The 24295-nt window shown below is 71.8% G+C and carries 25 protein-coding genes; 11 read left to right on the forward strand and 14 right to left on the reverse strand.

Annotation, left to right across the window (positions count from 1 at the left end; genetic code table 11):
- The first annotated feature begins 84 nt into the window (after window positions 1–84).
- A complete protein-coding gene (locus tag ACGFYV_RS28625; RefSeq protein WP_393881381.1) occupies window positions 85–762 on the forward strand; it encodes a DUF2238 domain-containing protein in 678 nt (225 codons plus the stop codon).
- A gap of 197 nt (window positions 763–959) precedes the next feature.
- Here ACGFYV_RS28625 and ACGFYV_RS28630 read toward each other — a convergent pair whose 3' ends face one another.
- From ACGFYV_RS28630 to ACGFYV_RS28645, 4 genes are all read right to left on the reverse strand, one after another.
- Window positions 960–1103, reverse strand: coding sequence for a hypothetical protein (locus tag ACGFYV_RS28630; RefSeq protein WP_393881382.1), 144 nt, complete (start codon window positions 1101–1103; stop codon window positions 960–962).
- A 49-nt stretch (window positions 1104–1152) separates the two neighbouring features.
- A complete protein-coding gene (locus ACGFYV_RS28635) occupies window positions 1153–1722 on the reverse strand; it encodes a GNAT family N-acetyltransferase (RefSeq protein WP_393881383.1) in 570 nt (189 codons plus the stop codon).
- A gap of 177 nt (window positions 1723–1899) precedes the next feature.
- Entirely contained in the window at window positions 1900–2415 is a 516-nt protein-coding gene (locus tag ACGFYV_RS28640; RefSeq protein ID WP_393881384.1) for a DUF6328 family protein, read from the reverse strand.
- 258 nt (window positions 2416–2673) lie between these two features.
- Window positions 2674–4074 carry a class II fumarate hydratase gene (locus ACGFYV_RS28645; protein WP_393881385.1) on the reverse strand — a complete coding sequence of 467 codons (1401 nt, stop codon included), beginning with the start codon at window positions 4072–4074 and terminating at the stop codon, window positions 2674–2676.
- A 244-nt stretch (window positions 4075–4318) separates the two neighbouring features.
- Between ACGFYV_RS28645 and ACGFYV_RS28650 the strand changes: the two genes are divergently transcribed.
- Entirely contained in the window at window positions 4319–6022 is a 1704-nt protein-coding gene (locus ACGFYV_RS28650; protein ID WP_393881386.1) for an NAD-dependent malic enzyme, read from the forward strand.
- A gap of 105 nt (window positions 6023–6127) precedes the next feature.
- On the forward strand, window positions 6128–7054 hold the full coding sequence (locus ACGFYV_RS28655; RefSeq protein ID WP_393881387.1) for a LysR family transcriptional regulator: 927 nt from the start codon (window positions 6128–6130) through the stop codon (window positions 7052–7054).
- A 78-nt stretch (window positions 7055–7132) separates the two neighbouring features.
- On the opposite strand, the gene ACGFYV_RS28660 is transcribed toward ACGFYV_RS28655, so the two are convergent.
- The 5 genes from ACGFYV_RS28660 to ACGFYV_RS28680 all read right to left on the reverse strand — a co-directional run bounded on the left by ACGFYV_RS28660 (window position 7133) and on the right by ACGFYV_RS28680 (window position 12262).
- Window positions 7133–7771: a TetR family transcriptional regulator gene (locus ACGFYV_RS28660; RefSeq protein ID WP_393881388.1), complete on the reverse strand. Its 639-nt coding sequence runs from the start codon at window positions 7769–7771 to the stop codon at window positions 7133–7135.
- Window positions 7768–9261 carry an MFS transporter gene (locus ACGFYV_RS28665; protein ID WP_393881389.1) on the reverse strand — a complete coding sequence of 498 codons (1494 nt, stop codon included), beginning with the start codon at window positions 9259–9261 and terminating at the stop codon, window positions 7768–7770. Before ACGFYV_RS28665 ends, ACGFYV_RS28660 begins: the two co-directional genes overlap by 4 nt.
- Before the next feature lie 118 nt (window positions 9262–9379).
- On the reverse strand, window positions 9380–10591 hold the full coding sequence (locus tag ACGFYV_RS28670; RefSeq protein WP_393881390.1) for an FAD-dependent monooxygenase: 1212 nt from the start codon (window positions 10589–10591) through the stop codon (window positions 9380–9382).
- A 147-nt stretch (window positions 10592–10738) separates the two neighbouring features.
- Window positions 10739–11422: a ribonuclease H gene (locus tag ACGFYV_RS28675; protein WP_393881391.1), complete on the reverse strand. Its 684-nt coding sequence runs from the start codon at window positions 11420–11422 to the stop codon at window positions 10739–10741.
- Between the two features lie 45 nt (window positions 11423–11467).
- Window positions 11468–12262 (reverse strand): VOC family protein, encoded by a 795-nt coding sequence (locus tag ACGFYV_RS28680; protein WP_393881392.1) that lies wholly within the window; start codon window positions 12260–12262, stop codon window positions 11468–11470.
- Between the two features lie 232 nt (window positions 12263–12494).
- Here ACGFYV_RS28680 and ACGFYV_RS28685 point away from each other — a divergent pair, with 232 nt between their 5' ends.
- From ACGFYV_RS28685 to ACGFYV_RS28700, 4 genes are all read left to right on the forward strand, one after another.
- Window positions 12495–13502, forward strand: coding sequence for a zinc-binding alcohol dehydrogenase family protein (locus ACGFYV_RS28685; RefSeq protein ID WP_393881446.1), 1008 nt, complete (start codon window positions 12495–12497; stop codon window positions 13500–13502).
- Window positions 13503–13735: 233 nt separating this feature from the next.
- The gene (locus ACGFYV_RS28690) at window positions 13736–15178 is read left to right on the forward strand and encodes a family 2B encapsulin nanocompartment shell protein (protein WP_393881393.1); all 1443 of its coding nucleotides are present in this window, start codon (window positions 13736–13738) and stop codon (window positions 15176–15178) included.
- A gap of 16 nt (window positions 15179–15194) precedes the next feature.
- The gene (locus tag ACGFYV_RS28695; RefSeq protein ID WP_393881394.1) at window positions 15195–16247 is read left to right on the forward strand and encodes a family 2 encapsulin nanocompartment cargo protein terpene cyclase; all 1053 of its coding nucleotides are present in this window, start codon (window positions 15195–15197) and stop codon (window positions 16245–16247) included.
- A 65-nt stretch (window positions 16248–16312) separates the two neighbouring features.
- Entirely contained in the window at window positions 16313–17191 is an 879-nt protein-coding gene (locus ACGFYV_RS28700) for a geranyl diphosphate 2-C-methyltransferase (RefSeq protein ID WP_393881395.1), read from the forward strand.
- A 155-nt stretch (window positions 17192–17346) separates the two neighbouring features.
- Here ACGFYV_RS28700 and ACGFYV_RS28705 read toward each other — a convergent pair whose 3' ends face one another.
- Both ACGFYV_RS28705 and ACGFYV_RS28710 read right to left on the reverse strand, forming a co-directional pair.
- Window positions 17347–17829, reverse strand: a complete 483-nt coding sequence (locus ACGFYV_RS28705) for a VOC family protein (protein WP_393881396.1) — start codon at window positions 17827–17829, stop codon at window positions 17347–17349.
- A gap of 108 nt (window positions 17830–17937) precedes the next feature.
- A complete protein-coding gene (locus tag ACGFYV_RS28710) occupies window positions 17938–18333 on the reverse strand; it encodes a helix-turn-helix domain-containing protein (protein WP_393881447.1) in 396 nt (131 codons plus the stop codon).
- A gap of 310 nt (window positions 18334–18643) precedes the next feature.
- Between ACGFYV_RS28710 and ACGFYV_RS28715 the strand changes: the two genes are divergently transcribed.
- The gene (locus ACGFYV_RS28715; RefSeq protein ID WP_393881448.1) at window positions 18644–19534 is read left to right on the forward strand and encodes an RNA polymerase sigma factor SigF; all 891 of its coding nucleotides are present in this window, start codon (window positions 18644–18646) and stop codon (window positions 19532–19534) included.
- A 196-nt stretch (window positions 19535–19730) separates the two neighbouring features.
- Here the strand turns inward: ACGFYV_RS28715 and ACGFYV_RS28720 are convergent, their stop codons facing one another.
- Window positions 19731–20183, reverse strand: a complete 453-nt coding sequence (locus tag ACGFYV_RS28720; protein ID WP_393881397.1) for an ATP-binding protein — start codon at window positions 20181–20183, stop codon at window positions 19731–19733.
- 115 nt (window positions 20184–20298) lie between these two features.
- Entirely contained in the window at window positions 20299–21051 is a 753-nt protein-coding gene (locus ACGFYV_RS28725; protein ID WP_393881398.1) for a TetR/AcrR family transcriptional regulator, read from the reverse strand.
- A 226-nt stretch (window positions 21052–21277) separates the two neighbouring features.
- Between ACGFYV_RS28725 and ACGFYV_RS28730 the strand changes: the two genes are divergently transcribed.
- From ACGFYV_RS28730 to ACGFYV_RS28740, 3 genes are read left to right on the forward strand one after another with little or no spacing between them, the layout of a single operon-like run.
- The gene (locus ACGFYV_RS28730; RefSeq protein ID WP_393881399.1) at window positions 21278–22273 is read left to right on the forward strand and encodes a carbon-nitrogen hydrolase family protein; all 996 of its coding nucleotides are present in this window, start codon (window positions 21278–21280) and stop codon (window positions 22271–22273) included.
- Entirely contained in the window at window positions 22270–22548 is a 279-nt protein-coding gene (locus ACGFYV_RS28735; protein WP_393881450.1) for a hypothetical protein, read from the forward strand. Before ACGFYV_RS28730 ends, ACGFYV_RS28735 begins: the two co-directional genes overlap by 4 nt.
- Window positions 22548–23645, forward strand: coding sequence for an APC family permease (locus ACGFYV_RS28740; RefSeq protein WP_393881449.1), 1098 nt, complete (start codon window positions 22548–22550; stop codon window positions 23643–23645). Before ACGFYV_RS28735 ends, ACGFYV_RS28740 begins: the two co-directional genes overlap by 1 nt.
- Before the next feature lie 124 nt (window positions 23646–23769).
- On the opposite strand, the gene ACGFYV_RS28745 is transcribed toward ACGFYV_RS28740, so the two are convergent.
- Window positions 23770–24180 carry a hypothetical protein gene (locus ACGFYV_RS28745; RefSeq protein WP_393881400.1) on the reverse strand — a complete coding sequence of 137 codons (411 nt, stop codon included), beginning with the start codon at window positions 24178–24180 and terminating at the stop codon, window positions 23770–23772.
- Between the last annotated feature and the right edge of the window lie 115 nt (window positions 24181–24295).

Consider the following 24295-nt stretch of genomic DNA (forward strand, 5'->3'; position numbering starts at 1 on the left):
GCCTGAGTAGCCGTACTCATGCCCGTGCCCGCCGCCCGGCGCCACGATGGGGCTCCGCCGACTCCCATGACCAGGAGCCCCGCCATGACCGCAGTGCGCCCCGCCCCACACCCCGCCCCGCGTCCCGCCCGGCACTCCGCCGCGCGCCGTGTGCCGCCCGCCGTGTTCGCGGGCGTGGCCGCCGTGGGCCTGGCCGTGTCGGCGTGGGGTGTGCGCGACCGCACGACCTGGTTCCTGGAGACGTTCTGGGTGCTGGCCGGACTGCCCCTGGTGGTCCTGCTGTGGCGGCGCTTCCCGCTGACCGGGCTGCTGTGCGCGCTGCTGGCCGCGCACGCTCTGGTCCTCGCCGTCGGCGGCCACTACACGTACGCGCGGGTTCCCGCGGGCGACTGGGTGCGCGACACCTTCGGCCTGTCCCGCAACCCGTACGACCGCTTCGGGCACCTGATGCAGGGGTTCGTACCGGCCGTCCTCGTGCGCGAACTCCTCGCCCGTACCTCGCCGCTGCGCGGCAGCCGCTGGCTGGCCCCGCTCACCGTGTGCGCGTGCCTCGCCTTCAGCGCCTGCTTCGAGCTGCTGGAGTGGGCCGCCGCCGAGATCGGGGGCCACGGCGCGGACGCGTTCCTCGCCACCCAGGGCGATGTGTGGGACACCCAGTGGGACATGTTCTGCGCACTGATCGGGGCTGTCCTGTCACTGCTGCTGCTCAGCCGGGCGCACGACCGCCAACTGGCGGTGCTGGAGGCTCGTGCCGCCGGCTAGGAGCGTGGGTCGGTGACGAGCGAGCCGTCGAGCGTTGGTGGTCGGATCGGGGGTTCCGACCTGCCCGAAGGAGGGTTCGACGATGGCTTCGCGTTGCGCGCAGGCGGCGCGTCCGGGTCCGGTGTGCACTTTGCGGGCCATGCCCGCACCTCGTCGACCAGTTCGGCCACGCATCGGGCCTGATGCCCCTCGGGCAGTCACTCGTCCAGCGACGGCGGCAGCATCGGCATCTGATCGGGGACGAACGCCCGGACGGCCTTCTTCACCGCCACCGTCGGCGCGGTCTGCGACTTCACCAGCGCCGCCGGATCCACCTCGAACAGGCCGTCCCCGCCCGCCATACCGGGATCCTCCCGTGTGGGGGATCGCGAACAGGAGGCGGCGTCGGGCTCAATCGCCTGATCGACTGCCAAGATCCGCGGACAGCGCCGCGTAGATGTACTCGCTGCCCCAGCGATCCCCGTCGAGGTCGTTCTCGACCAGGTGCGCCTCCCGGCGCATGCCGAGGCGCTCACAGACCCGCGCAGACCCGGTGTTCTCCACATCCAGCCGTGCGTAGAGCCGGTGCACGCCCAGCGTGCCGAAGGCGAACCCGGCCAGCGCCCCGGCCGCCTCGGTCGCGTAGCCGTGCCCCTCGTGACCTGGGTCGAGAGTCCAGCCGATCTCGGCCTGGGCGGCGCGGGCATCGGCCAGGGTGAGGCTCACCTCGCCAAGCACGCCGGGCTCATCGCGTCGGCAGACAGCGAGCGCCAGCTTGTCCCCGTCGGCGCGCCAGGCCGTCTGCGCCGCGCGCTCGGCGGCAACCTGCTCGCTGCGCTCACGCGTGTGCGCCGGCCGGTACAAGTAGCGCGCCACGCTCGGCAGGCTCTGGTAGGCGTACAGGGCATCGGCGTCACCGGGAGTGAACAGACGCAGCGACAACCGGGACGTGGTCAGCGGCAGCAGCGAGGCGATGTCCATGCGGACCTCCGGGACGCGGATGTGGATCAAGTCGCGGACGGATTGTCGCATCACGACTGCCCGGCAGCCACGCCTTTTCCGGAGCAGCGCTCGGCTCCTCAAGAGCAGCGCTCGGCTCCTCAAGAGCACCGCTCGGCAGCCGCACTTCGCCACGACGCACGGCATTCCAGGAGGTGTTCACCGACCCACGCTTCTAGGGGTGTCGTCCGGCGGGGTGGTGTGCCGGCGGCGTGACCAGAGCGGAAGTCCGTACCAGCACACCAGGTACCACAGGACGACGGGTACGACCACCCAGAGCACGCCCCCCTGCCGGGTGGCCACCCGGAGGATCAGGACGAGGGACGAGGTCATAATGGCGAGCAGCAGGGCCAGGCCGACGAACGTCATCCGGGCGGCCAGCCGTACGGCGCGGGGCTTGACCCCGCGGCCGGAGACCAAGCGGTGCAGCGAGACAGGGCCGATGAGGGCGCCGGTCGCGCAGGCGCCGAGGACGACGGTCACGACGTAGATGACGTGGTCGGTCCGGGACAGCCGCGCGTACGTGGGCTGGAACGCCACGGTCAGCAGGAAACCGAAGAGGATCTGCACACCGGTCTGGGCCACCCGGACCTCCTGGATGAGTTCGCCCCACATCCGGTCGGCCCGCTCCTCCTCGGTCTCGTCGCGCCCCTTGTGGCTCGGCTCCTGGCTCATGCGGTGCGGGTAACCGCCCGTCCGTCCGTCGAAACGGTCTGCGGGCCCGCCGCTACCAGCGGTGCTCGGCCTGGTCCCTGGCCCCTGACCCCTGGCCCGTGGTTCCTGGTCCCTGGCCCCTGGTCCGGTGGTCGTACGCCGGGCTGCTCGATGATCCGGCACAGCACCGGCCGGCCCAGGGCCCACCCCTCCGGGTGGGCGGGCCGGACGGCGAACACGTCGCCGCGCCGGCCGCGCCCGACGGTTCCCCGTGCCGCGTCAGGGGCGTGTCATGCGCAGTACGTCCAGGGCCTGGTCGAGCTGTTCCTCGGTCAGGTCGCCGCGCTCCACGTATCCGCGGTCCAGGACGACCTGACGGATCGTCTTGCGCTCGGCCAGCGCCTGCTTGGCGACCTTCGCCGCCTCCTCGTAGCCGATGTACCGGTTGAGCGGGGTGACCACGGAGGGCGAGGACTCGGCGTACTCGCGCAGCCGCTCGGTGTTGGCGGTGATGCCGTCGACGGTGCGTTCGGCGAGCAGGCGGGCGACGTTGGACAGCAGCCGGATGGACTCCAGCACGTTGCGGGCGATGACCGGCAGCATCACGTTGAGCTCGAAGTTGCCCGCCGCGCCGGCCCACGCCACGGTGGCGTCGTTGCCGACGACCTGCGCGGCGACCATGACCGTGGCCTCGGGCAGGACCGGGTTGACCTTGCCCGGCATGATCGACGAACCGGGCTGCAGATCCGGCAGGTTGATCTCGCCCAGGCCGGTGCGCGGGCCCGAGCCCATCCAGCGCAGGTCGTTGGCGATCTTGGTGAAGCCGACGGCGATGGTCCGCAGCTGACCGCTCAGTTCCACCAGCCCGTCCCGGGCGCCCTGGGCCTCGAAGTGGTCGCGGGCCTCGGTCAGCGGCAGCCCGGTGGCGCGCGCGACCTCGGCGATCACCGCGGCGGAGAACCCGGCCGGCGTGTTGATGCCGGTGCCCACCGCCGTGCCGCCCAGCGGCAGTTCGGCCACGCGGGGCAGGACCGCCTCCAGCCGCTCGAGGCCGTAGCGGACCTGCGCGGCGTAGCCGCCGAACTCCTGGCCCAGCGTGACCGGGGTGGCGTCCATCAGGTGCGTACGGCCGGACTTGACCGTGGTCGCGAACTCGTCCGCCTTGCCTTCGAGCGCCCGCGCCAGCCGGCCCAGCGCCGGGACGAGGTCGTGGACCACCGCGGACGTGGCGGCGATGTGGATGGAGGAGGGGAAGACGTCGTTGGACGACTGGCTGGCGTTGACATGGTCGTTGGGGTGCACCGGTCGGCCGAGCCGCTCGGTGGCGAGCGTGGCGATGACCTCGTTGGTGTTCATGTTGGAGGAGGTGCCGGAGCCGGTCTGGAAGACGTCGACCGGGAAGTGGTCGTCCCAGCGGCCGGCCGCGACCTCGCCCGCGGCCGCGCCGATGGCGTCGGCCATGTCCTTGTCCAGCACGCCCAGGTCCGCGTTGACCTGCGCCGCCGCGGCCTTGATCCGGGCCAGCGCCTCGATGTGCGCGCGCTCCAGGCGCTGGCCGGAGATCGGGAAGTTCTCCACCGCGCGCTGGGTCTGCGCCCGCCACTTGGCGTGTGCGGGAACGCGGACCTCCCCCATCGAGTCGTGCTCGATCCGGAACTGCGGTTCGCTCTGGTCCTCCATGGGGCCACCTCCGTCGTCATCGGTGATGCCTCAGCAGCCTCGCAGGACCGGAAACCATATGTCCAATGCCTGATTGCCCGCCAAGGAATGCGCTCAGGTAATGAAAGGTGCGAAGCGGCTCGGTGTCGCACCAGACATGCCTGAAATTCATTGATTACCTTGATTCCAGGCATTGGACGTATGCGAGTCGACGGTCGACCCTTGCTGACATCACGGATTCCCCGGAAGCGACAAGGAGCCGGCCATGACCACCCGATGGAATGAGGCCGAGGGGCGCATCGAGACGACCGCTCGCGGGCGTGCCGTGCTCTCCCAGCCCCGCCTCAACCGCGGCACCGCCTTCACCCACGAGGAACGGCAGGCACTGGGCCTGGTGGGCCTGGTGCCCCCGGCGGTGCTGCCGCTGGAGCAGCAGGCGCAGCGGGCGTACGAGCAGTACGCGGCGCAGCCGACCGATCTGGCCAAGAACGTCAACCTCATGGCGCTGCACGACCGTAACCAGGTGCTCTTCTACCGCCTGCTGGGCGACCACCTCGACGAGATGCTGCCCATCGTCTACACCCCGACGGTCGGCACGGCGATCGAGCGCTACAGCTACGAGTACCGGCGCCCGGCCGGCGTGTACCTGTCGGTGGACTCCCCCGAGGAGATCGAAGGCGCGCTGAAGGCCTCCGGTCTGGGCCCGGACGACGTGGACCTGATCGTCGCCACCGACGGTGAGGCGATCCTCGGGATCGGCGACTGGGGCGTGGGCGGCATCGACATCGCGGTCGGCAAGCTCGCCGTCTACACCGCCGCCGCCGGCGTGGACCCGAACCGCACGCTGGCGGTGATGCTGGACGTCGGCACCAACCGCGAGGAACTGCTGACCGACCCGCTCTACCTCGGCAACCGGCACCCGCGTGTCGACGTGGAGACGTACGACGCCTTCATCGACGCCTACGTCACCACCGCCCGCCGGCTCTTCCCGAACGCCCTGCTGCACTGGGAGGACTTCGGCGCGTCCAACGCCCGTCGCATCCTGGACCGTTACCGCGACGAGGAGTTCACCTTCAACGACGACGTCCAGGGCACCGGCGCCGTCAACCTGGCCGCCGTGCTCAGCGGCGTCCGGGCCAGCGGGGTGCCGCTGCGCGACCACCGCGTGGTGATCTTCGGCGCGGGCACCGCCGGTATCGGCATCGCCGACCAGTTGCGCGATGCCATGGTCGCGGACGGACTGAGCCCCGAGGAGGCCACCGCCCGTATCCACGCCGTCGACCGGTACGGCCTGCTCACCGAGGGCCAGGAGGGTCTGCGCGACGTCCAGGTCCGCTACGCCCGCCCGGCCGCCGAGGTCGCCGGCTGGCGACGCGACGAGAAGGTCGGCGGGATCCCGCTGGCCGAGGTCGTCGCCCGGGTGCGCCCCACCGTGCTGATCGGCACGTCCGGCCAGGGCGGCGCCTTCACCGAGGACATCGTCCGTACGATGGCCGGCGCGGTCGAGCGCCCGATCGTCCTGCCGATGTCCAACCCGACCCGGCTGGCCGAGGCCGTCCCCGCGGACGTGCTGGCCTGGACGGACGGGCGTGCGCTGATCGCGACCGGAAGCCCCTTCAAGCCGGTCGCGTACGAGGGTGTCGAGTACAGGATCGGACAGGCCAACAACGCGCTGATCTTCCCGGGCCTGGGGCTGGGCGCGATCGTCGCCCACGCCGACCGGGTGACCGACCACATGCTGTCCGCCGCCGCGCACGCCGTCGCCGACCGGACCGACGCCTGCGCTCCCGGCGCCCCGATCCTGCCGCTCACCGACGAGCTGCGGGAGACGTCCGCCGCGGTCGCCGTCGCCGTGGCCCGCGCCGCGGCCGATGACGGAGTCGCCCGCGCGAGCGTCGACGACTCCATCGAGGACCGCGTCCGGGCCGCCATGTGGCAGCCGGTCTACCGGCCCGTCGCGGCGATCTGACGCCCTTTCGCGTCACCAGGACGGATCGTCACCGGGACGGACTCACGCCGGCCATGCGCACAGGGCCTGGATACGCGCCCTTCGATGCGGTGGGAGAATGGGCCCATGGATCTCCAGGTACTGCGGTCCTTCCAGGCCGTGGCCGAGGGCAGGACGGTGACCGAGGCCGCGGCGGACGCCCACATCACCCAGCCGGCCCTCTCCCGCGCCCTGAACCGGCTCGAGACCGAGGTCGGCGCGGAACTCCTCCAGCGCGTCGGCCGGGTCCTGCGACTCACCCCGGCCGGGCGGGTGTTCAAGGAGTACGTCGACGCCGTGCTCGACAGCTACGACCGCGGCCGGCGGGCGGTGGCCGAAGTCGTCGACCCGGACGCGGGCATGGTCTCGCTGGCCTTCCTGCACACCCTGGGCACCTGGCTCGTACCGAAACTCGTCACCGGTTTCTCCCACGACTTCCCCGGCGCCCGGTTCGAACTGCACCAGGCGGACGAGAACGGTCTCGCCCAGCACCTTCTCGACTCCTCCGCGGACCTGATCATCACCAGCAAGGACCCCGCCCATCCGCTGATCACCTGGCGGCGGCTCCTGGTCGAACCCCTCTGGCTCGCCGTCCCCGCCCGCCACCGGCTCGCGCAGCGCCGGCGCGTGCGTCTGGCCGAGGTGTCCCAGGACCATTTCATCGTGCTCAAATCCGGCTACGGGCTGCGCAGCATCACCGAGACGCTGTGCCGGCAGGCCGGGTTCAGCCCGCTCGTCGCGTTCGAGGGCGAGGAGGTGGAGACGCTGCGCGGCCTGGTCGCGGCCGGACTCGGCGTGTCCCTGATCCCGGTCTCCCCGGGCGCCGCGACCGCTCCGGAGACCAACCCGGACCTGCCCATCCGCTACCTGGAGGTCACCGACGTCCACGGCGCACGCGACATCGGCATCGCCTGGCTGGCCTCCCGCACCCTGCCGCCGGCGCCCCGGCGGTTCATCGAGCACGCGGTGCGCGTGACGGCCGTACCGGAGGGGGCGGAAGGCACCGGCGCCTGAGGCACCGAGTCCCGGGGCTCGCTGTGCCGGTCCGAGTCCCCGGGGTCCCTTCCGCCGCTCCGAAGCCCAGGGGGGTGATCAGGTGCCCGGCGACAACAGCTCCTGCACGAGGGGTCCGTAGCGGGCGGTGATGGTGTCGATGCCGGTCCCGCGCAGGTGCGGTCCGCGCGCGATGCCGTACATCACGCCGAGGCCGACGAGGGAGGCGACGGCGAGTTCGGCGCGCAGGCCCGCGTCGGGGCCGGTGAGGCGGGCGGCGAGGCGTTCGGTCACCTGGGCGCGGAAGTTGGCGCGCAGGATGTCGCCGTGGTCGCCGTGCAGCGGCGCGAAGGCGATGCGCAGCAGCGGGTCGGCGCCGCGTTCGCGCTGGCCGGTGAGGACATGGCGGACCATGTGCCGGCCCAGGTCGGCCAGGGGCGCGTCGAGCAGGTCGTCCGCGTCGGTGTCGAAGGACATCACGCGGGCGAACAGGGCGTCCTTGTTGCCGAAGTACTTCAGGACCAACGGCGGGCTGACACCGGCTCGTTCGGCGACGGCCTTGAGCGTGATGTCGGCGTGGGCGTGCCGGGCGAGCAGGTAGCGGGCGGCCTTGAGGATGGCCGCCTTGGTGGCCTCGGCGTCACGGCGGGCGGGAGCGGCGGCTCCGGGGGACGGCGTCGTGCGCGGCTGCGCGGGTGTCGTGCGCGGCTGCGCGGGTGTGGTGCTCGCGTCGCTCATGCCCCCTCCATCGCCTCGTCGCGGGCGCCCAGCGCCTCGCCCCGGGCGCGCCGGGTGCCGCCGGACGGGGTGTCGCCGGGGATGACGAGGGCCGCGGCGCAGGCGGCGAGGGCGATGGCGCCGGCCATCGCGAAGGCCAGCAGGTAGCCGTGCAGAGTGGGCACGGGGATGCCGTCGACGAGGCCGCTGTGATGGACGAGGACGGCGGCGACGGCCGCGCTGGAGGTGGCCTGGCCGATGGTGCGCATCAGGACGTTGACGCCGTTGGCGGAGGCGGTCTGGCCGGCCGGTACCGCGCGCAGGATCAGGGTCGGCAGTGCCGAGTAGGCGAGGGTGGTGCCGGTCGCCACCACCGTGGCACCGAGGATGATCATCCAGAGGTCGCGGCTGTCGGCGATGCGTACGGCATAGCCGCAGGCGATGACCGCGGCGCCCAGGGCGAGGGTGATGCGCGGGCCGCGCGCGGCCGAGATGCGCGCGGACACGGGCGAGAAGAGCAGCATGGTGACGCCGCCGGGCAGCAGGCACAGGCCGGTGGCGACGATCGACAGACCGAGCCCGTACCCGGTGGCCTTCGGGGCCTGCACCAACTGGGCGGTCACGAGGGAGTTGGCGTAGAACGCGAACCCGGTGAGCAGGGCGGCCACATGGGACAGCCCCACCCGCGGCCGGGCGACCAGCCGCAGGTCGACCAGTGGCCGCTCGGCACGCAACTGCTGCCACCACCACAGCGCGAGGACGACCAGAGCCGCGAGGAACAGCGCGAGAACGCGGGGGCTGCCCCAGCCCCACTGGCCGCCCTGGGAGACACCGAGCAGCAGACACACCAGTCCGGCCGCCAGGCCCAGCGCGCCGGGGACGTCGAACCGGCCCGGCTCCCTCACGGGCGACTCCCTGACGGCCCACCAGGTCGCCGTCACCCCGAGCGCGCCGAGGGCGCTGGTCAGCCAGAACATCGTGTGCCAGTCGGCGTACTGCACGACGAGCGCGGCGAGCGGCAGGCCGAGGGCCGCGCCGATCCCCACGGTGGAGCTCATCAGGGCCACCGCCGATCCCCGGCGCTCCGGCGGGAGTTCGTCCCGCAGGATGCTGATCGACAGCGGGACGACGGCCGCCGCCGCCCCCTGGAGGGCGCGGGCCGCGATGAGCACGCGGATGTCCGAGGACAGCGCGCACAGCACCGAGCCGACGGTCATCAGGGCGAGCGCGGCGGTGAGCACCCTGCGCTTGCCGTACATGTCACCGGCCCGGCCGAGCACGGGGGTGAGCACGGCACCGGAGAGCAGTGTCGCGGTCACCATCCAGGAGACGGCGCCCGCCGACGCGCCGGTGAGCCGGGGCAGGTCGGGCAGCAGCGGCACGACCACCGTCTGCATGACGGCCATGAGGATCCCACCGGACGCCAGCACCGGGATGGTGAGGCGGTCCCGCAGCCGGGGCTCCGTTTCGGGGGTGCCGGCCGGCTCGGTTCTCGGGGCGGAGGGGTCCATCGGCGCTCCTGCGGACGTCTCGGACGACGAGGTGAATAACAATTCACCCTACCGAGTGAATCGCCTTTCACTCAAACGGAACGTGCGGACGCCGGCACGGCGAGTGAGGCGGCGGCCCCTACCTGCTGCCGTCCGCCGACCGGGCGTGCAGGGCGCGGGCCGCCCGCGGACCGAGCCATCGCTTCAGCCTGCGCAGCGCCTCCACCTGCCCGGCCGCCTTGTCGATGCCGTAGTAGAGCTGCGGGGGGACGTACGGCAGCAGGGGTGAGTGGCGCTGGCCGAGGAGGGCGAACATGCGGTGCGGGGGCAGGCCGATGTAGCGGGGCAGGTTCTCGTACCACTGGGCGCTGTGGCGGGCCGCGCTCTGCGCCGCGAGCAGTTCGCCGCGCCGCTGGTGTTCGTAGACGGTGAGGGCCTCGGGCAGGGTGCCGTGGTCGCGCAGGGCGGCGGCGAGGGCCATGGCGTCCTCCAGGGCGAGGGTGGTGCCCGCGCCGATGGAGTAGTGGGTGGTGTGGGCGGCGTCGCCGAGGAGGACGACGTTGCCGTGGTGCCAGCGGCGGTTGGTGAGGGTGCGGAAGGTCGGCCAGGGGCTGTTTGTGCCGGTCGGGGCGCGGCCGATGAGGGGGTGGCCGTCGAGGACGCCGGCGAAGAGCTTCTCCAGCAGGGCGAGCCGCTCGCCCTCGTCGGCGCGGTCCAGGCCGAGGCCGGTGAGGGTCTCCGGGGCGCACTCCACGACGCAGGTGCTGTGGTCGCCGCTGTAGCCGTAGCCGTAGGCCCAGATCCAGCCATGCTCGGTCTCGACGAAGGCGAAGGTGAAGGCGTCGAAGACCTTGGTGGTGCCGAGCCAGACGTAGGGGTTGCGGCCGTCTTCGAGGCGCGTGCCGAAGTGGCCGGCGTGCCGGGTGCGCAGGGCGCTGTGGATGCCGTCGGCCGCCACGACCAGGTCGGCCGGGGGCGGGTCGCAGGCGTCGATCTCGCTCTCGAACTCCAGCCGTACGTCGAGGCAGCGGGCGCGCTCGGCGAGGATCTCCAGGAGGCGGTGGCGCCCGATGCCGTGGCCCTCGTCGCCGGGTTGCCGGGTGACCTGGTCGCGGACGTGGGCCACGCCCTCGTTCCAGCGCACCGAGTCGTCCTCGATCACCCGTGCGGACTCGGGGTCGTGGGCGTGGAGCCGGTCGAGCAGTGCGCGCCAGTACGTCACACCCCAGCCGTAGGTGGAGCCTTCGGGGTCGCGTTCGTGGACGGTGACGTCGTGGGACGGGTTCTGCCGCTTGAGCAGGATGGCGAGGTACAGACCCGCGGGCCCGCCTCCGACGCAGACGACCTTCACGTGCGCACCCCTGATTCTTACCCGACGTGGTCAATTGACCCCGGAGGGTAGCAGGGGCAGCCGGGGCGGGTTCGCGAGTGATGCCTTCCGGTGTCGGGGTGTCAGGCGGCTGCTGCCGCGGGTGCCAGCCGTCCACTGCCGCAGATGTCAGGCGTCCGCTGTGCGGCACTCCGGGTGGCCCCAGCCCTGTGCGTTCTTGGCGATGGACTCGCCGGCCGCGTAGGAGCGGCCGCACAGGCAGCGGCCGGGGAACTTGGCCTTGATGGTGCGCGAGGACGCGGCGCCTGCCGTGCGGCGGGGTGCCGCCTTCTTGCGCGGGGACTTCGCCGCCGGGGTGTCGGGCGACGCCGGGGGTTCGGGGGAACCCAGCGCGCTGCCGGCCGCTTCCTGGACCGAGGCGGCCTGACTGGCGGCGCGGTCGGCGAAGTCGTTCAGCGGGTCGCCGTCGACCTGGTGGGCGGGGACGTAACGGAACTCGACGGAGCGGCCGTCCAGCAGTTCGTCGATGCGGACGACCAGGTCCTGGTTGGCGACGGGCTTGCCGGCCGCGGTCTTCCAGCCGTTGCGCTTCCAGCCGGGCAGCCAGGTGGTGACGGCCTTCATCGCGTACTGGGAGTCCATCCGGATCTCCAGCGGCACGTCCGCCTCGACGGATGCCAACAGCCGCTCCAGGGCGGTCAGTTCGGCGACGTTGTTGGTGGCCCGGCCGAGCGGGCCCGACTCCCAGCGGGCCGCGGTCCGCTCGTCGTCCGAGACCACCCACGCCCATCCGGCCGGTCCGGGGTTTCCCTTCGAAGCCCCGTCGCACGCGGCCACCACACGTTCACGCATGACCATGATGATGCCATGGCCGCGCCGGCGGTCCGTCCGGCCGGGTCAGACGTCCTTGACCTCGGGCATCTCGCCCTCGGCGGCGGCGCCGTCGATCACCGAGAAGTTCGCGCCCTGCGGGTCGGTGAGCGCCGCGAACCGCCCGAAGGCGGTGGTGATCGGCCCGAAGCGCAGCACGGCGCCGCGCTCGGTGGCCCGCGCGACGGCCGCGTCGCAGTCGTCGACCCCGAAGTACACGTTGACGTACGACGGCACCTCGGGCGGGAAGTCGTCGGTCATCCTCATCCGGCCGAGGACGGTGGTGTCACCGATGTCGAACAGGCGGAAGTCGACGGCGTCGTCCACGATGTCCTTCATCCGGTACGGGAAGACGGCGGAGAGGAACGGGTCCGCCTTCTCGGGCTCGCGGGTGAAGACCTCGGCCCAGAAGTACGCGCCGGGGGTGCCCTTGGCCTCGAAGCCCTCGTGCCGGCCGCCCTGCCACACGCCGAACACGGCGCCGCTGGGCTCACGGGCCAGGCACATCGTGCCGAAGTCCCCGACCTGCATCGGCTCCATCAGCACCTCGCCGCCGTTGTCCCGGATCCGCTGCGCGGTCGCGGCGGCGTCCGGAGAGGCGAAGTAGAGGCACCACTGCGACTGCCCCTCCTGACCGGGCATCGGCGGCACCACCGCGGCGACCGCCTTGCCGTCCGCGTAGGCCTGTGTGTAGTTGCCGTACTCGGACGACGACTCGCCGAAGGTCCAGCCGAGGACGTCGCCGTAGAAGCTCTTGGCGCCCTCCAGGTCGCTGAACATCGCGTCGGCCCAGCAGGGCGTTCCTTCAGGTGGTGCGGCCATGATCGCGGGCCTCCCCGGTGAGACGGATCCTCCGGAATCTCACGCTATCCACCCCGCGACCGGCCCGCGCGCCGAACGGGTGGGACTGCCCGACACTGGACGGAGAGGACGAAGAGGACAGGAAGGACGAAGACGACGGGGGCGCGGGGCGCAGGGCACTCGGGGCACAGGACAGCGGCCTTCGGTGGAACGGGGCGCGGTGATGTCGGAGTCGGTGGCCACGACGGGGACGATGCGGGCCTGGTCGGTGAGCCGGCCGGGGCCGGTGTCGGAGGATCCCCTCCGGCTGGTCGAACGGCCGGTGCCGGTGCCCGGGGACGACGAGCTGCTCGTCCATGTGCGCGCGTGCGGAGTGTGCCGCACGGACCTGCACGTCACCGAGGGGGACCTGCCGGTGCGCCGGCCCGGGGTGACTCCGGGGCACGAGGTGGTGGGCGTGGTCGCCGGGGCGGGGTCGGGCGTGCGGGGTTTCGCCAGGGGTGAGCGGGTCGGCGTGGCCTGGCTGCGGCACACGGACGGCACGTGCGCGTACTGCCTGCGCGGCGCCGAGAACCTGTGCCCGCGCTCCGCCTACACGGGCTGGGACGCCGACGGCGGTTACGCCGAGTACACGACCGTACCGGCCGGCTTCGCCTACCGGCTGCCGGGCGCGGTGGACGACGTGGCGCCGGCGCCGCTGCTGTGCGCCGGGATCATCGGCTATCGCGCGCTGCGCCGTGCCTCGCTGCCGCCGGGCGGCCGGCTCGGGCTGTACGGGTTCGGGGGCAGCGCCCACCTGTGTGCGCAGGTGGCGCTCGCCGAAGGCGCCAGGGTGCACGTCCTGACGCGCGGCGCGGCTGCCCGGCGGCTGGCCCTGGAACTGGGCGCGGCCTCGGCGCGCGACGCCTACGACATGCCTCCGGAGCCGCTGGACAGCGCGATCCTCTTCGCGCCGGTCGGCGATCTGGTGCCGGTCGCGCTGCGGGCGCTCGACCGCGGCGGGGTCCTGGCCGTGGCGGGCATCCACCTGAGCGACGTACCGCCGCTGCACTACGAGACCGACCTGTTCTACGAGAAGGAACTGCGCAGCGTCACCTCCAACACCCGTGAGGACGGGCGCGCGTTCCTGGAGAAGGCCGCGCTGCACGGCGTGCGCGCGCGGACGCACACGTATCCGCTGTCGGGGGCCCCGGGGGCCCTGAAGGACCTCGCGGCCGGCCGCTTCGACGGCGCGGCGGTGCTGGTGAACGACTTCTCCTGAACCCAAACGCACCCTTGTCACCGAGTGCGGAGGCGGAGTACCGGCGCGCGTTGCGCGGCCCCGCGCCGAACGCTTCGAGCTGCGGGTTTGCGTCACCCGTTGATCAAATCCGCCCCTTTCACGCTGTACCCCGGGATCACGCGCCCTGTTTGGCTTGTCCAAGCGCACCGGCACCCCGCGCACCACGGACCGGTCCCGGTCCCCCCTTTTCCGCCTCTCCGATGGAGGGAAAGTTGTCCACACCGGACATCGCCACCGCTTCCACCGTCGACGACCCCGATCCCGCCACCGCGGCCGACGGGCAGCTCACCAGTCTCGGCACCCGGGCGGCACGGCAGCTCGCCACCACGACCAAGTCCGAACCGCAGATGCAGGCCATCACCTCGCGATGGCTGCTGAAGACCCTGCCCTGGGTGGACGTGCGCGGCGGCACCTACCGGGTCAACCGGCGGCTGCAACTGCGCACCGGACGCGGACGGGTGCACTTCGAGCAGAACGGCGCCGACGACATCCGGGTCGTCCCGCAGACGCTCACCGAACTGCCGATCCTGCGCGGCTACTCCGACCCCGACGTGCTGCGGGAGATCGCCTCCCGGTTCGAGCCCCGGGAGGTGCGAGCCGGCCAGGTCCTGTTCGAGGCGGGGCAGCCGGTCACCGAGGCCTATCTGGTGGTGCACGGCCGCTTCACCCGCTATACGGCCGGCAAGTACGGGGAGGAGGAGGTCATCGGGGTCGTCACCGACGGCGACCAGATGGGCGACGAGGCGGTCGGGCAGTCGGATCCGCTGTGGCTGGCCTCGGTCCGGGCGGAGACCTCGGGCGTGGTGCTCGAACTGCCCTGGAGCGCGGTGGAGGAGCTGACCGAGCGGGTGCCGTCGCTCGGCGCCCATCTGCGGGCGTACATCGAGCGGCAGGGCCTGCCCATGAACCGCAAGGGCGAGGCGGAGGTCCCCGTCCAGGCCGGCCATGTGGGCGAGCCGACCCTGCCGGGCGGCTTCGTCGACTACGAACTCGCCCCGCGCGAATACGAGTTGTCGCTCACCCAGACCGTGCTGCGGGTGCACTCCCGGGTCGCCGACCTCTACAACGAGCCGATGGACCAGACCCAGCAGCAGTTGCGGCTCACGGTCGAGGAGATCCGCGAGCGGCAGGAGTGGGAGCTGGTCAACAACCGGGAGTTCGGGCTGCTCCACAACGTCGACTACGGGCAGCGGATCAGCACCTACACCGGGCCGCCGACGCCGGACGACATGGACGAACTGCTGTCGATGCGGCGCAAGACCAAGGTGTTCCTCGCCCATCCGAAGGCGATCGCGGCCTTCTTCCGCCAGTGCAACAAGCGCGGCCTGGTGCCCGGCACCGCGAACGTCGACGGGCACGAGGTCCCGGCCTGGCGGGGAGTGCCGATCTTCCCGTGCGGGAAGATCCCGGTCTCCGGTGACCACACCAGCAGCATCATCGCGCTGCGCACCGGCGAGGCCGACCAGGGTGTCGTCGGCCTCTACCAGACCGGCATCCCGGAGGAGTACCAGCCGGGTCTGAACGTCCGCTTCATGGGCATCGACAGCGCCGCCATCATCAACTACCTCGTCACGGCCTACTACTCGCTGGCCATCCTGGTCCCCGACGCGGCGGGGATCCTGGAGAACGTCCAGATCGGCCGGACGGCCGAGTGAGGGCCTGGAGCACGCGATGAGCACTTCCACCCCGTCCTACGTGCTGCCCGGTCCGCCGGACATCGCCCGGACCATGCGCCGGGAGAGGCGCACCGGACCGATCCCCGGACTGCACCACCGGCCGGCGGTGCCCGCCGATCCGGTGAAGGCGGCCGAGATCGACCGCCGGCTGGAGACCTGGGCGCGCGGACTCGACCTGTTCCCCGAGGCCTGGAAGGGGGACTTCTCCGGCTTCCAGTTCGGCCGGGCCGTCGTCCTGCAGCACCCGGGCGCCTTGGACCTCGACCGGCTCACCGTCGCCGGGCAGTTGCTGCTCGCGGAGAACGTCGTCGACTCCTGCTACTGCGAGGAGGACGAGGGCCGGGGCGGATCGCGGCGCGGTCTCGGCGGCCCGCTGATCATCGCCCAGTCGGCGCTCGACCCGTACCACGGAGTCCCGGAACTGGAGGAGGAGTGGCGCGAGGGCGTACGGGCCGACGGGCCGCTGCGCTCCTACCACTTCGCCCTCACGGACTACGCCGCGTTCGCCACCCCCAGCCAGGTCGACCGGTTCGTGCACGACATCGCCCGGCTGCATCTCGGCTATCTGGCCGAGGCCGCCTGGATGGAGACCCGGTACGCGCCGCGGGTCTGGGAGTACCTGGTGATGCGGCAGTTCAACAACTTCCGCCCCTGTCTCTCGATCGTCGACGCGGTGGACGGCTACGAACTGCCCGAGCAGGTCTACGCCCGCCCCGAGATCCAGCGGATCACGGCGCTGGCCTGCAACGCCACCACGATCGTCAACGACCTGTACTCCTTCACCAAGGAGCTGGCGAGCGACCCGGACCATCTGAACCTGCCGCAGGTCGTGGCCGCCAACGAGCGCCACGGGCTGAAGGCCGCCTATCTCAAGTCCGTCGAGATCCACAACCGGATCATGCATGCCTTCGAGGAGGAGTCGGCTCTCCTGTCCGCCACCTCACCTCTCGTGGAGCGCTACGCCCAGTCGCTCGCCGCCTGGGTGGCCGGCAACCACGAGTGGCACGCGACCAACACCCACCGCTACCACCTGCCCGACTACTGGTGATCACCGCTACCGGCACATCCGACCCGTACCTGGAACACCGTCACACGCGCAACGAGGAGTCACCCTTGACGATCGCTTCCGTCGCCCGGACCGCCCCGGCTCCGGTGCCGGCCCAGTCCACGTACCAGAACCGCGTCGCGGAGTACTGGAACGCCGAGGAGAACCCGGTCAATCTCGAACTCGGGAAGATCGACGACCTGTACCACCACCACTACGGCATCGGAGCCGCCGACCGTTCGGTGCTCGACGAGCCGGACGCGGACCTGCGCCGGGAACTCGTCACCGCCGAGCTGCACCGCCTGGAGCACGCGCAGGCCGAGCTGCTCGCCTCGCACCTCGGTCCGCTCTCCCCCGCCGACCGGGTCTTCGACGCCGGCTGCGGGCGCGGCGGCGGCAGTGTCACGGCGCATCTGCGCTACGGCTGCCACGCCGACGGGGTCACCATCTCCGCGAAGCAGGCCGAGTTCGCGAACGAGCAGGCGCGCAGGCGGGGCATCGACGGCAAGGTGCGCTACCACCACCGCAACATGCTCGACACCGGCTTCGCGACGGGCGGGTACGCGGCGTCGTGGAACAACGAGTCCACCATGTACGTCGAGCTGGACCTGCTCTTCGCCGAGCACGCCCGGCTGCTGCGCCGCGGTGGACGGTATGCGGTGATCACGGGCTGCTACAACAACACGTACGGGCAGGCCTCCCGTGAGGTGTCCCTGATCAACGCCCACTACATCTGCGACATCCACCCGCGCTCGGAGTACTTCCGGGCGATGTCGCGCAACCGGCTGGTGCCGGTCCACGTCGAGGACCTGACCGGGGCGACGATCCCCTACTGGGAACTGCGCAAGGAGGCCGACCACCTGGTCACCGGCATCGAGGACACGTTCCTGAACGCCTACCGCAACGGCAGCTTCCAGTACCTGCTCATCGTGGCCGACCGGGTCTGATCCCGGCGGTCCCGGGGCCGGGGGGCTCGGGAGCGGTCTGCGAGGGGCGGTGTCCTGCGACACCGCCCCTCGGCACATCCCGTACGGGCACATCCCGTGCGGAGCACATCGCCGTACGGGGCACATCGCCGTGCGGGTCCGGAGCCCGCCGGCCGTCACTCGCCCTCGTACGCCTTCTTCAGTGCGGCGATGTCGAGCTTGCCCATGCTCATCATGGCGCTGGTGGTGCGGGCGGCCTTCGCGGGGTCCGGGTCGCCGATCATGTCGATCAGGCCGTCCGGGATGACCTGCCAGGAGACGCCGTACTTGTCCTTGAGCCAGCCGCAGGGGCCTGGCTCGCCGCCGTCCTCGGTGAGCCTGTTCCAGTAGTGGTCGACCTCTTCCTGGTCGGCGCAGAAGATCTGGAACGAGATCGCCTCGCTGAACGTGAACTGGGGGCCGCCGTTGAGCGCGGTGAACTTCTGGCCGCCCGCCGTGAACTCCACGGCCATCACGGAGCCCGCCTGGCCGGGGCCGCCCTCGGTGTAGCGGCCGATCCGGCCGATGCCGGAGTTCTTGAAGACGGAGACGTAGTAGTGGGCGGCCTCCTCGGCCTGGCCGTCGAACCACAGACATGTGGTGAATCCGTCGGTGGTCATGGGCACCTCCTGGGATGGGAACGCGGTCTTCAGTGTCGACCGGCCCACGCCGCGGAACTCATCGGCCGGGCGGCGAATTGACCCGGCCGGCGTACGGCGGGCGGCGCGTCAGGCCGCCAGGCACATCCCGCGGTACGGGCCGGACCCGGACACCCGGTGCGAGGCCGGACGACGGTCCACGACGCCGCGCCGTGCCAGCTCACCACGAACCAGCTCGCCCCGGACCAGCTCGCCCTGAGCCAGCGACAGCAGATCGCCGAGGCCCAGGCCGAGGGCCTGAGCGGCAGCCGCGAGGACCTCCGAGGACGCCTCCTTGCGGCCTCGTTCCACCTCGGAGAGGTAGGGCAGGGAGATCCGGGCCGCGTCGGCCACGTCCTTGAGCGTGCGCTCCTGTGCCAGCCGTTCGCGCCGCAGCACGTCACCGACGAGGTCGCGCCACAGGGGCTCCCGGGGCGCGGACCGCGGCGATTCCGGGCGAGCGGGCGCGGGGCGGACGGGTGCCAGGCGCAGCGGGATCACCCGGGCGTCGCCGCGGGCCTGTTCGTCGCGGGCCTGTTCATCGCTCGGCCGCTCGTTGCCCGGCTGCTCGTCGCTCTGCTGCTCGTTGCTCACCTGGTTGCTCACCCCCACAGCCTAGGAGCCGTCGGCTGCCCGGGAAGAGGGCCGGGAAGGGACCCGGGTTGCGCCCTGAGAGGAATACCGGCACGCATGGGCCGCCGAGTTCCGGGTAGCCGGGCAGCACGCGGCCGGGCAGGGCGCCGGGACACAAGGGCCGCGGAGGCAGAGGGCGAACGTGACTTTCGTGGGAGAGGCAATGAACACCGCCGCCGGGATCCGGCCGGAAACAGTGGCCGTCGAAGAGACCGTGCGCCACGGTGGGGACGACGGCGCACTGCCGGGCATCGCGGACCCGGCGTCCGTCGCCCCGCGGGACGCGCGGGAGTTGTCCCGTGTGTTCTTCCGCCGGCTGGCCGAGCTGGAGGAGGGGACGCACGCGTACCAGTACGCGCGGACCACTCTCATCGAGATGAACATGTCGCTGGTGCGGTTCGCGGCCGGCCGGTTCCGGGGCCGCGGAGACGACATGGAGGACGTCGTCCAGACCGGGATGATCGGCCTGATCAAGGCCATCGACCGGTTCGAGCTGTCGCGCGAGGTCGAGTTCACGTCGTTCGCGCTGCCGTACATCGTGGGCGAGATCAAGCGCTTCTTCCGGGACACGACCTGGGCTGTGCATGTCCCGCGCCGGCTCCAGGAACTGCGTCTGGAGCTGGCCAAGGCGCGCGACGAGCTGTCCAGCCGGCTGGACCGGGACCCGACCGTCGCCGAACTGGCCACGCTCATGAACCTCTCCGAGCAGGAGGTCGTGGAAGCCCAGATCGCCGCCAACGGCTACACGTCCACCTCCCTGGACGCCGCGCTCAGCGGTGACGGTCCCGAGGACGGCGAGGCCGTGCTCGCCGACTTCATCGGCGTCGAGGAGGAGGGGCTGCTGCTCGTCGAGGACGTACACGCGCTCGCCCCGCTCATGGCCGAACTCAGCGACCGCGACCGGCGGATCATCCACATGCGGTTCGTGGAGGAGGCCACCCAGGCGGAGATCGGGGAACGGCTCGGCTGCTCCCAGATGCACGTCTCCCGGCTGATCAAGCGGATCATCACGCGGCTGCGCCGGGGAATGCTGGGCGAACTCGGCTACGCCTGAGGCCGGGCCCGGGACGAGGACGAGCTGAAGCAGCGGCTGGGGCGAGGACCGGCCGGGGCAAGGTAGGGGCCGGCGGCGACCGGGGCGTGGGCTCGCGCGCCGGCAGGGGCCGGGGCAGGGGCTCGCGCGCCGGCAGGGGCCGGGGCAGGGGCTCGCGCGCCGGCAGGGGCCGGGGCGGGGGTTCGCGCGCCCTCGCTCACCGTGCCAGTTCGAACCGGGCGCGTACCCGCTTGCCGACGGGCACCCGCTCCACCGTGATCTCGCCGGCCAGCGCGTGCACTATCTCCAGGCCGTGCCGCCCGACACGCTCCGGGTCCTTCGGGTAGCGGCGCGGAAGCGCGACGCTGCTGTCGTACACGCAGACGCTGACCGCGCTGTCCGTGCCCTCCAGCTCCAGGATGTACGGGCCGTTGCTGTGCCGGTCGGCGTTGGTGACCAGCTCACTGACGACGAGGAGCAATTCCCCGTCGGCCCTGCTGTCGATCGCGGCGCACCATTCGTTGCGCAACTGCTCCAGGAACTGTGCCGCGAAGGCGCGTGCCTCGGCGATGCATCCGGGTTCGCCTGTGTAGTGCGCGGCGCGGCGCAGCGGCTCGACGGGTACGTCGAAGCCGGTCGGTACCACCGCCCCGCCCAGATGTTCGATCATGCGTGTCTCTCTCGGAAGCCCGGTCCGGTCGGTTGCCTCGTGCTCCAGTCCTCGTACCCCGAGCCGGGCTCGCCAGTCCCCCTGGACGTCCGCCGAAGGCGCACCGTGGTCATCATCACGCCTGCGGTCGACAAGTCCCGCCCTGGGCCGCCGCCCGTTCGGCCGCGAAGAGGACGGCGTCGACGGCGGTGTCGTAGATCGCCTTCGGCGTGACACTGCTCAGCTCGTCGATGTAGGTACGGGTGACGGGGTAGGCCGTCTCGGGCAGGCGGGCGTAGATCCGGGTCCAGGTGGTGCCGTCCTTCTCGCGCACCTCGGGATCGAGCGAGCCGAGCGCGGCGGCGTGCGCGCACAGGCCGAGGGTGGTGTCCACGTAGGTCCGGTAGTGGAGCACGGCCCGGTCGGGGGCGAGGCCGGAACGGGTGAAGGCGGTGAGGATGAGCTCCACCAGCCGCTGCTCGGCCGGGCCACCGGTGGTGCGCGCGAAGGTGAGGGACGTGATCGCCGGGTAGCGGGTCTGGACCAGCCAAGTGGACTCGGCGATGCGGCGCAGGGTCTGCTGCCACGGCTCTTCCTCGGGCACCTCCGCGATGTCGTCGAGGATCATCCGGATGGTCCGCTCGGCCACGGCGAGCAGCAGTTCGTCCTTGTCGCGGAAGAGGCGGTACAGGATCGTCGCGTCCACGTCGAGTTCCTGGCCGAGCCGGCGCATCGAGAGCCCGGCGGCGCCCTCCCGTTCGGCGAGCTGGAAGGCGGCGTTCACGGCGGCCTCCCGGCGCAGTTCCCTGCGCTCCCGGCGGCTCGGCTGTGCGGCGGTGTCGTCGCCGGACCGCTGGGCCGCCGCGGTCGTCGCCGTCTTCTTCGCCATGTCTCTCCTCGCTCGGGCGGCTCGGACGACCTTACCAACGCCTTCCCCAGGAAACTGCCAACACCGTTGACAACAGTGTTGCGGATCGGGTTCCTTATGTCGACCACGCCGTTCACGCCGTTCTCGCTGCTCCGCGGGGCCATGAGGCCGCGCGGCCACGCAGCCGTGGACGTCCGTGGACCCCCGTGGTCCCCGCCCCGTCCCCGTACCCGTCGTCAGGAAATCCATGAGCCGGCACATACGCCTCGCCCTCGTGCAGGCCCCCGCCGAGTCCTTCGAGCAGTTCGCCGAGGGTCTGCGGCTGCGCATGAAGTCGCCCAACCGGGCCGATCTCGTCGTCTACCCCGAGCTGCACCTGTGTTCCGGAGGTGCGGAGACGATGACCCTGGAGGAGTACTACGCCACGTACGCCGAGCCGCTCGACGGCCCTCGCGGCAAGGCGCTCGCCGGACTGGCCCGCGAACTCGGCATCTGGCTGATCCCCGGGACCGTGCTGGAGCGCGGCGCGGACGGCAAGGTCTACAACACCGCGGTGGTCTACGGCCCGGACGGGAGCCTTGCGGCCCGCTACCGGAAGATCTTCACCTGGCGGCCCTACGAACCCATGTGTGTGGGCCGGGAGTTCGTCGTCTTCGACATCCCGGGCACCGGGCGGCTCGGGCTGTCGATCTGCTACGACGCCTGGTATCCGGAGGTGACCCGGCATCTCGCCTGGATGGGCGCGGAACTCGTGGTCAACGTCGTACAGACGTCGACGTCCGGCCGCGCCCAGGAGATCCCGGTCAACCAGGCGAACGCCATCGTCAACCAGGTCTGGGTCGCCAGCGTCAACGGTGCGGGACCCACAGCGCAGGGCCGCAGCCTCCTCGTCGACCCCGAGGGGCACGTCCAGGTCGCCGCCGTCGGCATGGAGGACACCACCCTGCTCGCCGTCGTCGACCTCGACCGGGTCGCGGCCACGCGGAAGTACGGCACGGGCGGCGACTCCTGGCCCTGGGACCACTTCACGTCCGACGACACCCCGCTGGAACTGCCGCTCTACAACGGCCGTATCGACCCGGCGACCTGGCGTCCGACGCCCTCCCCATGGACACCGGCCTCGCTCCGTCCCACCGCCTCGGACCCCACGGAGGCCACCGCCCCTGACCTCACGGAGGCCACCGCCCCGGCCCCCGCGGAGGCCACCGCTCCGGCCGCCGGAGAGGACGTGGTGGCGCGATGAGCGGGACACAGGAGGTCCGCACCGCCCCGAGCGACGCGCCGGAGCGGCTCACCGGCCGGCTCTCGCTCGCCTCGGTCGTCGCTTTCGGGCTCGCCTACATGGCGCCGAGCCTGGTCATGGTGATCTTCGGCGTGATCGCCGCGGCGAGCGCCGGCACCGCGCCGACCGCGTTCGCCGTGGCCACCGCGGCGATGTTCCTGACCGCGCTCAGCCACGCGAAGAGGCCCGGCACTTCCCCGTCTCCGGTTCGGCGTACTCCTACGCCCGGAAGCTGATCGGCGCCCCGGTCGGCTTCCTCGTCGGCTGGGCCGTGCGGCTCGACTACCTGCTGCTGCCGATGGTGGCCTGGCTCGTCCAGTCGCTGTACCTCAACGCGCAGTTCCCGTCCGTGCCGGTGTGGGTGTGGATGCTGCTCAACGCCGGCCTGACGACGGCGGTCAACATCGTCGGGCTGACACTGGCCGACCGGGTCAACAAGGTCATGACCGCCCTCGCCGTGTTCCTGGTCCTGCTGTTCGTCGCGTACTGCCTGGTCCACCTCGGCGGCCGTCCCCCGCACTCCTACACCGCACCGCTGTGGAACGCGCACACCTCCCTCGGCGGCGTCTCGGCCGCAGCCGCCGTCGCCGCGTACTCCTACCTGGGCTTCGACGCGGTGACCACGCTCTCGGAGGAGGCGCGGGACCCCCGTCGCACCATCCCGCGCGCGGTGGTGCTCGTCATCGCGATCGGCGGTGTGCTGTTCGCCGCCGTGGCGTACGTGATGCAACTGGTCCACCCCGGCGGGGTGTTCGACGAGCCGCAGATCGTCGCCTACACGATGTCCGTCGAGGTCGGCGGGCAGACCTTCGCGGACTGGACGAACATGGCCGGGATCGCCGGCGGTTTCGCCTCCGGGCTCGCCGTGCAGCTGAGCTCCAGCCGGCTGCTGTACATCATGGGCCGCGACGGGGTGCTGCCGAAGCGCTTCTTCGGGGCGCTGAACGCCCGGACCGGGACCCCGGTGCTGTGTCTCGTCCTCACGGGAGCCGTCGGCCTGGTCGGGCTCGACCTCTCCCTGGAGACCGCGACGTCGTTCGTCAACTTCGGCGCGTTCCTCGGCTTCACCGTGGTCAACGTGTGCGTGGTCGTGTACTTCGTCCGCAACCGGGCCGGTGCGCTCGGGTCCGGTGGCACGAAGGTGCTCGGCTACGTCGTCGCCCCGACGCTCGGTGCCTGCGTCACCGTCTATCTGATGACACAGCTCAGCGCGGTCGCGCTGACCATCGGCTGCTGCTGGCTGGCCGCCAGGTTCGCCTACCTCCTCCGGCTCACCCGCGGCCTGCGCCGTCCGACGCCCGCACTCGATCCGGACGAGGTCGCGGCCCCCTGACGGGCACCGGCTCCGCCCACGCCGACGGGCCCGGCGGAGCCACCGCGTCACCGCACCCGCGTGCCCGCGTCACCACGTCCGCGCCACCACGCCCACGTGCCCGCGCACCGCGCCGACGGCCGTGTCAGGCGACTGGTACGACCAGCGCCGGAAGGGTGCGCTGCATACGCAGGGCGTCGATCGACTCGGCGAGCAGTTCGTACTCGGTAGTGTCGTCGTGGGCGGCGATCCGCACCAGCCGTCCGCCCGCCAGCTCGTCCGCGACCAGTTCCTGCCGGGCGTCGTCCGCGCACCAGGCGCGCAGCAGGGTCGGCACGTCGGCGACCGTGTCCGCGACCGGGACCAGCGCGCCGACGGGAATGGCGCCGGCCTCCGGGCTCGGGTCGAGCCGCTCGGCGATCCACGACGCCCGGTCCCGTAACCACCACAGGGCGAGTGCCAGGGTCGGCGCGCGGTAGGTGCCGAGCGGTACGCCGATGCGCTGCCCTCCGCACACGCCGTACGCGGTGACATGGCACAGGAATTCGTCGTGCACGATCACTCCCCCGTAGCCTCGCTGCTGTGCCGGCCAGGCCCTCGCTCTCCGTGCGGCTCCGTGCGGTGAAGTGCCCCTGATGTTCGAGTATCGCCACTGCCGAAACACTGTCACC

Source organism: Streptomyces sp. NPDC048297 (assembly GCF_043201585.1).
Classification (GTDB): Bacteria; Actinomycetota; Actinomycetes; order Streptomycetales; family Streptomycetaceae; genus Streptomyces.

Coding starts and splice junctions, on each gene's coding strand:
- ACGFYV_RS28630 (WP_393881382.1), bottom strand. CDS start 1,103: ATGGCGGGCGGGGACGGCCTGTTCGAGGTGGATCCGGCGGCGCTGGTG.
- ACGFYV_RS28645 (WP_393881385.1), bottom strand. CDS start 4,074: ATGGAGGACCAGAGCGAACCGCAGTTCCGGATCGAGCACGACTCGATG.
- ACGFYV_RS28640 (WP_393881384.1), bottom strand. CDS start 2,415: ATGAGCCAGGAGCCGAGCCACAAGGGGCGCGACGAGACCGAGGAGGAG.
- ACGFYV_RS28685 (WP_393881446.1), top strand. CDS start 12,495: ATGCGGGCCTGGTCGGTGAGCCGGCCGGGGCCGGTGTCGGAGGATCCC.
- ACGFYV_RS28730 (WP_393881399.1), top strand. CDS start 21,278: ATGAGCCGGCACATACGCCTCGCCCTCGTGCAGGCCCCCGCCGAGTCC.
- ACGFYV_RS28650 (WP_393881386.1), top strand. CDS start 4,319: ATGACCACCCGATGGAATGAGGCCGAGGGGCGCATCGAGACGACCGCT.
- ACGFYV_RS28735 (WP_393881450.1), top strand. CDS start 22,270: ATGAGCGGGACACAGGAGGTCCGCACCGCCCCGAGCGACGCGCCGGAG.
- ACGFYV_RS28720 (WP_393881397.1), bottom strand. CDS start 20,183: ATGATCGAACATCTGGGCGGGGCGGTGGTACCGACCGGCTTCGACGTA.
- ACGFYV_RS28680 (WP_393881392.1), bottom strand. CDS start 12,262: ATGGCCGCACCACCTGAAGGAACGCCCTGCTGGGCCGACGCGATGTTC.
- ACGFYV_RS28655 (WP_393881387.1), top strand. CDS start 6,128: ATGGATCTCCAGGTACTGCGGTCCTTCCAGGCCGTGGCCGAGGGCAGG.
- ACGFYV_RS28635 (WP_393881383.1), bottom strand. CDS start 1,722: ATGGACATCGCCTCGCTGCTGCCGCTGACCACGTCCCGGTTGTCGCTG.
- ACGFYV_RS28725 (WP_393881398.1), bottom strand. CDS start 21,051: ATGGCGAAGAAGACGGCGACGACCGCGGCGGCCCAGCGGTCCGGCGAC.
- ACGFYV_RS28660 (WP_393881388.1), bottom strand. CDS start 7,771: ATGAGCGACGCGAGCACCACACCCGCGCAGCCGCGCACGACACCCGCG.
- ACGFYV_RS28675 (WP_393881391.1), bottom strand. CDS start 11,422: ATGCGTGAACGTGTGGTGGCCGCGTGCGACGGGGCTTCGAAGGGAAAC.
- ACGFYV_RS28705 (WP_393881396.1), bottom strand. CDS start 17,829: ATGACCACCGACGGATTCACCACATGTCTGTGGTTCGACGGCCAGGCC.
- ACGFYV_RS28695 (WP_393881394.1), top strand. CDS start 15,195: ATGAGCACTTCCACCCCGTCCTACGTGCTGCCCGGTCCGCCGGACATC.
- ACGFYV_RS28625 (WP_393881381.1), top strand. CDS start 85: ATGACCGCAGTGCGCCCCGCCCCACACCCCGCCCCGCGTCCCGCCCGG.
- ACGFYV_RS28665 (WP_393881389.1), bottom strand. CDS start 9,261: ATGGACCCCTCCGCCCCGAGAACCGAGCCGGCCGGCACCCCCGAAACG.
- ACGFYV_RS28715 (WP_393881448.1), top strand. CDS start 18,644: ATGAACACCGCCGCCGGGATCCGGCCGGAAACAGTGGCCGTCGAAGAG.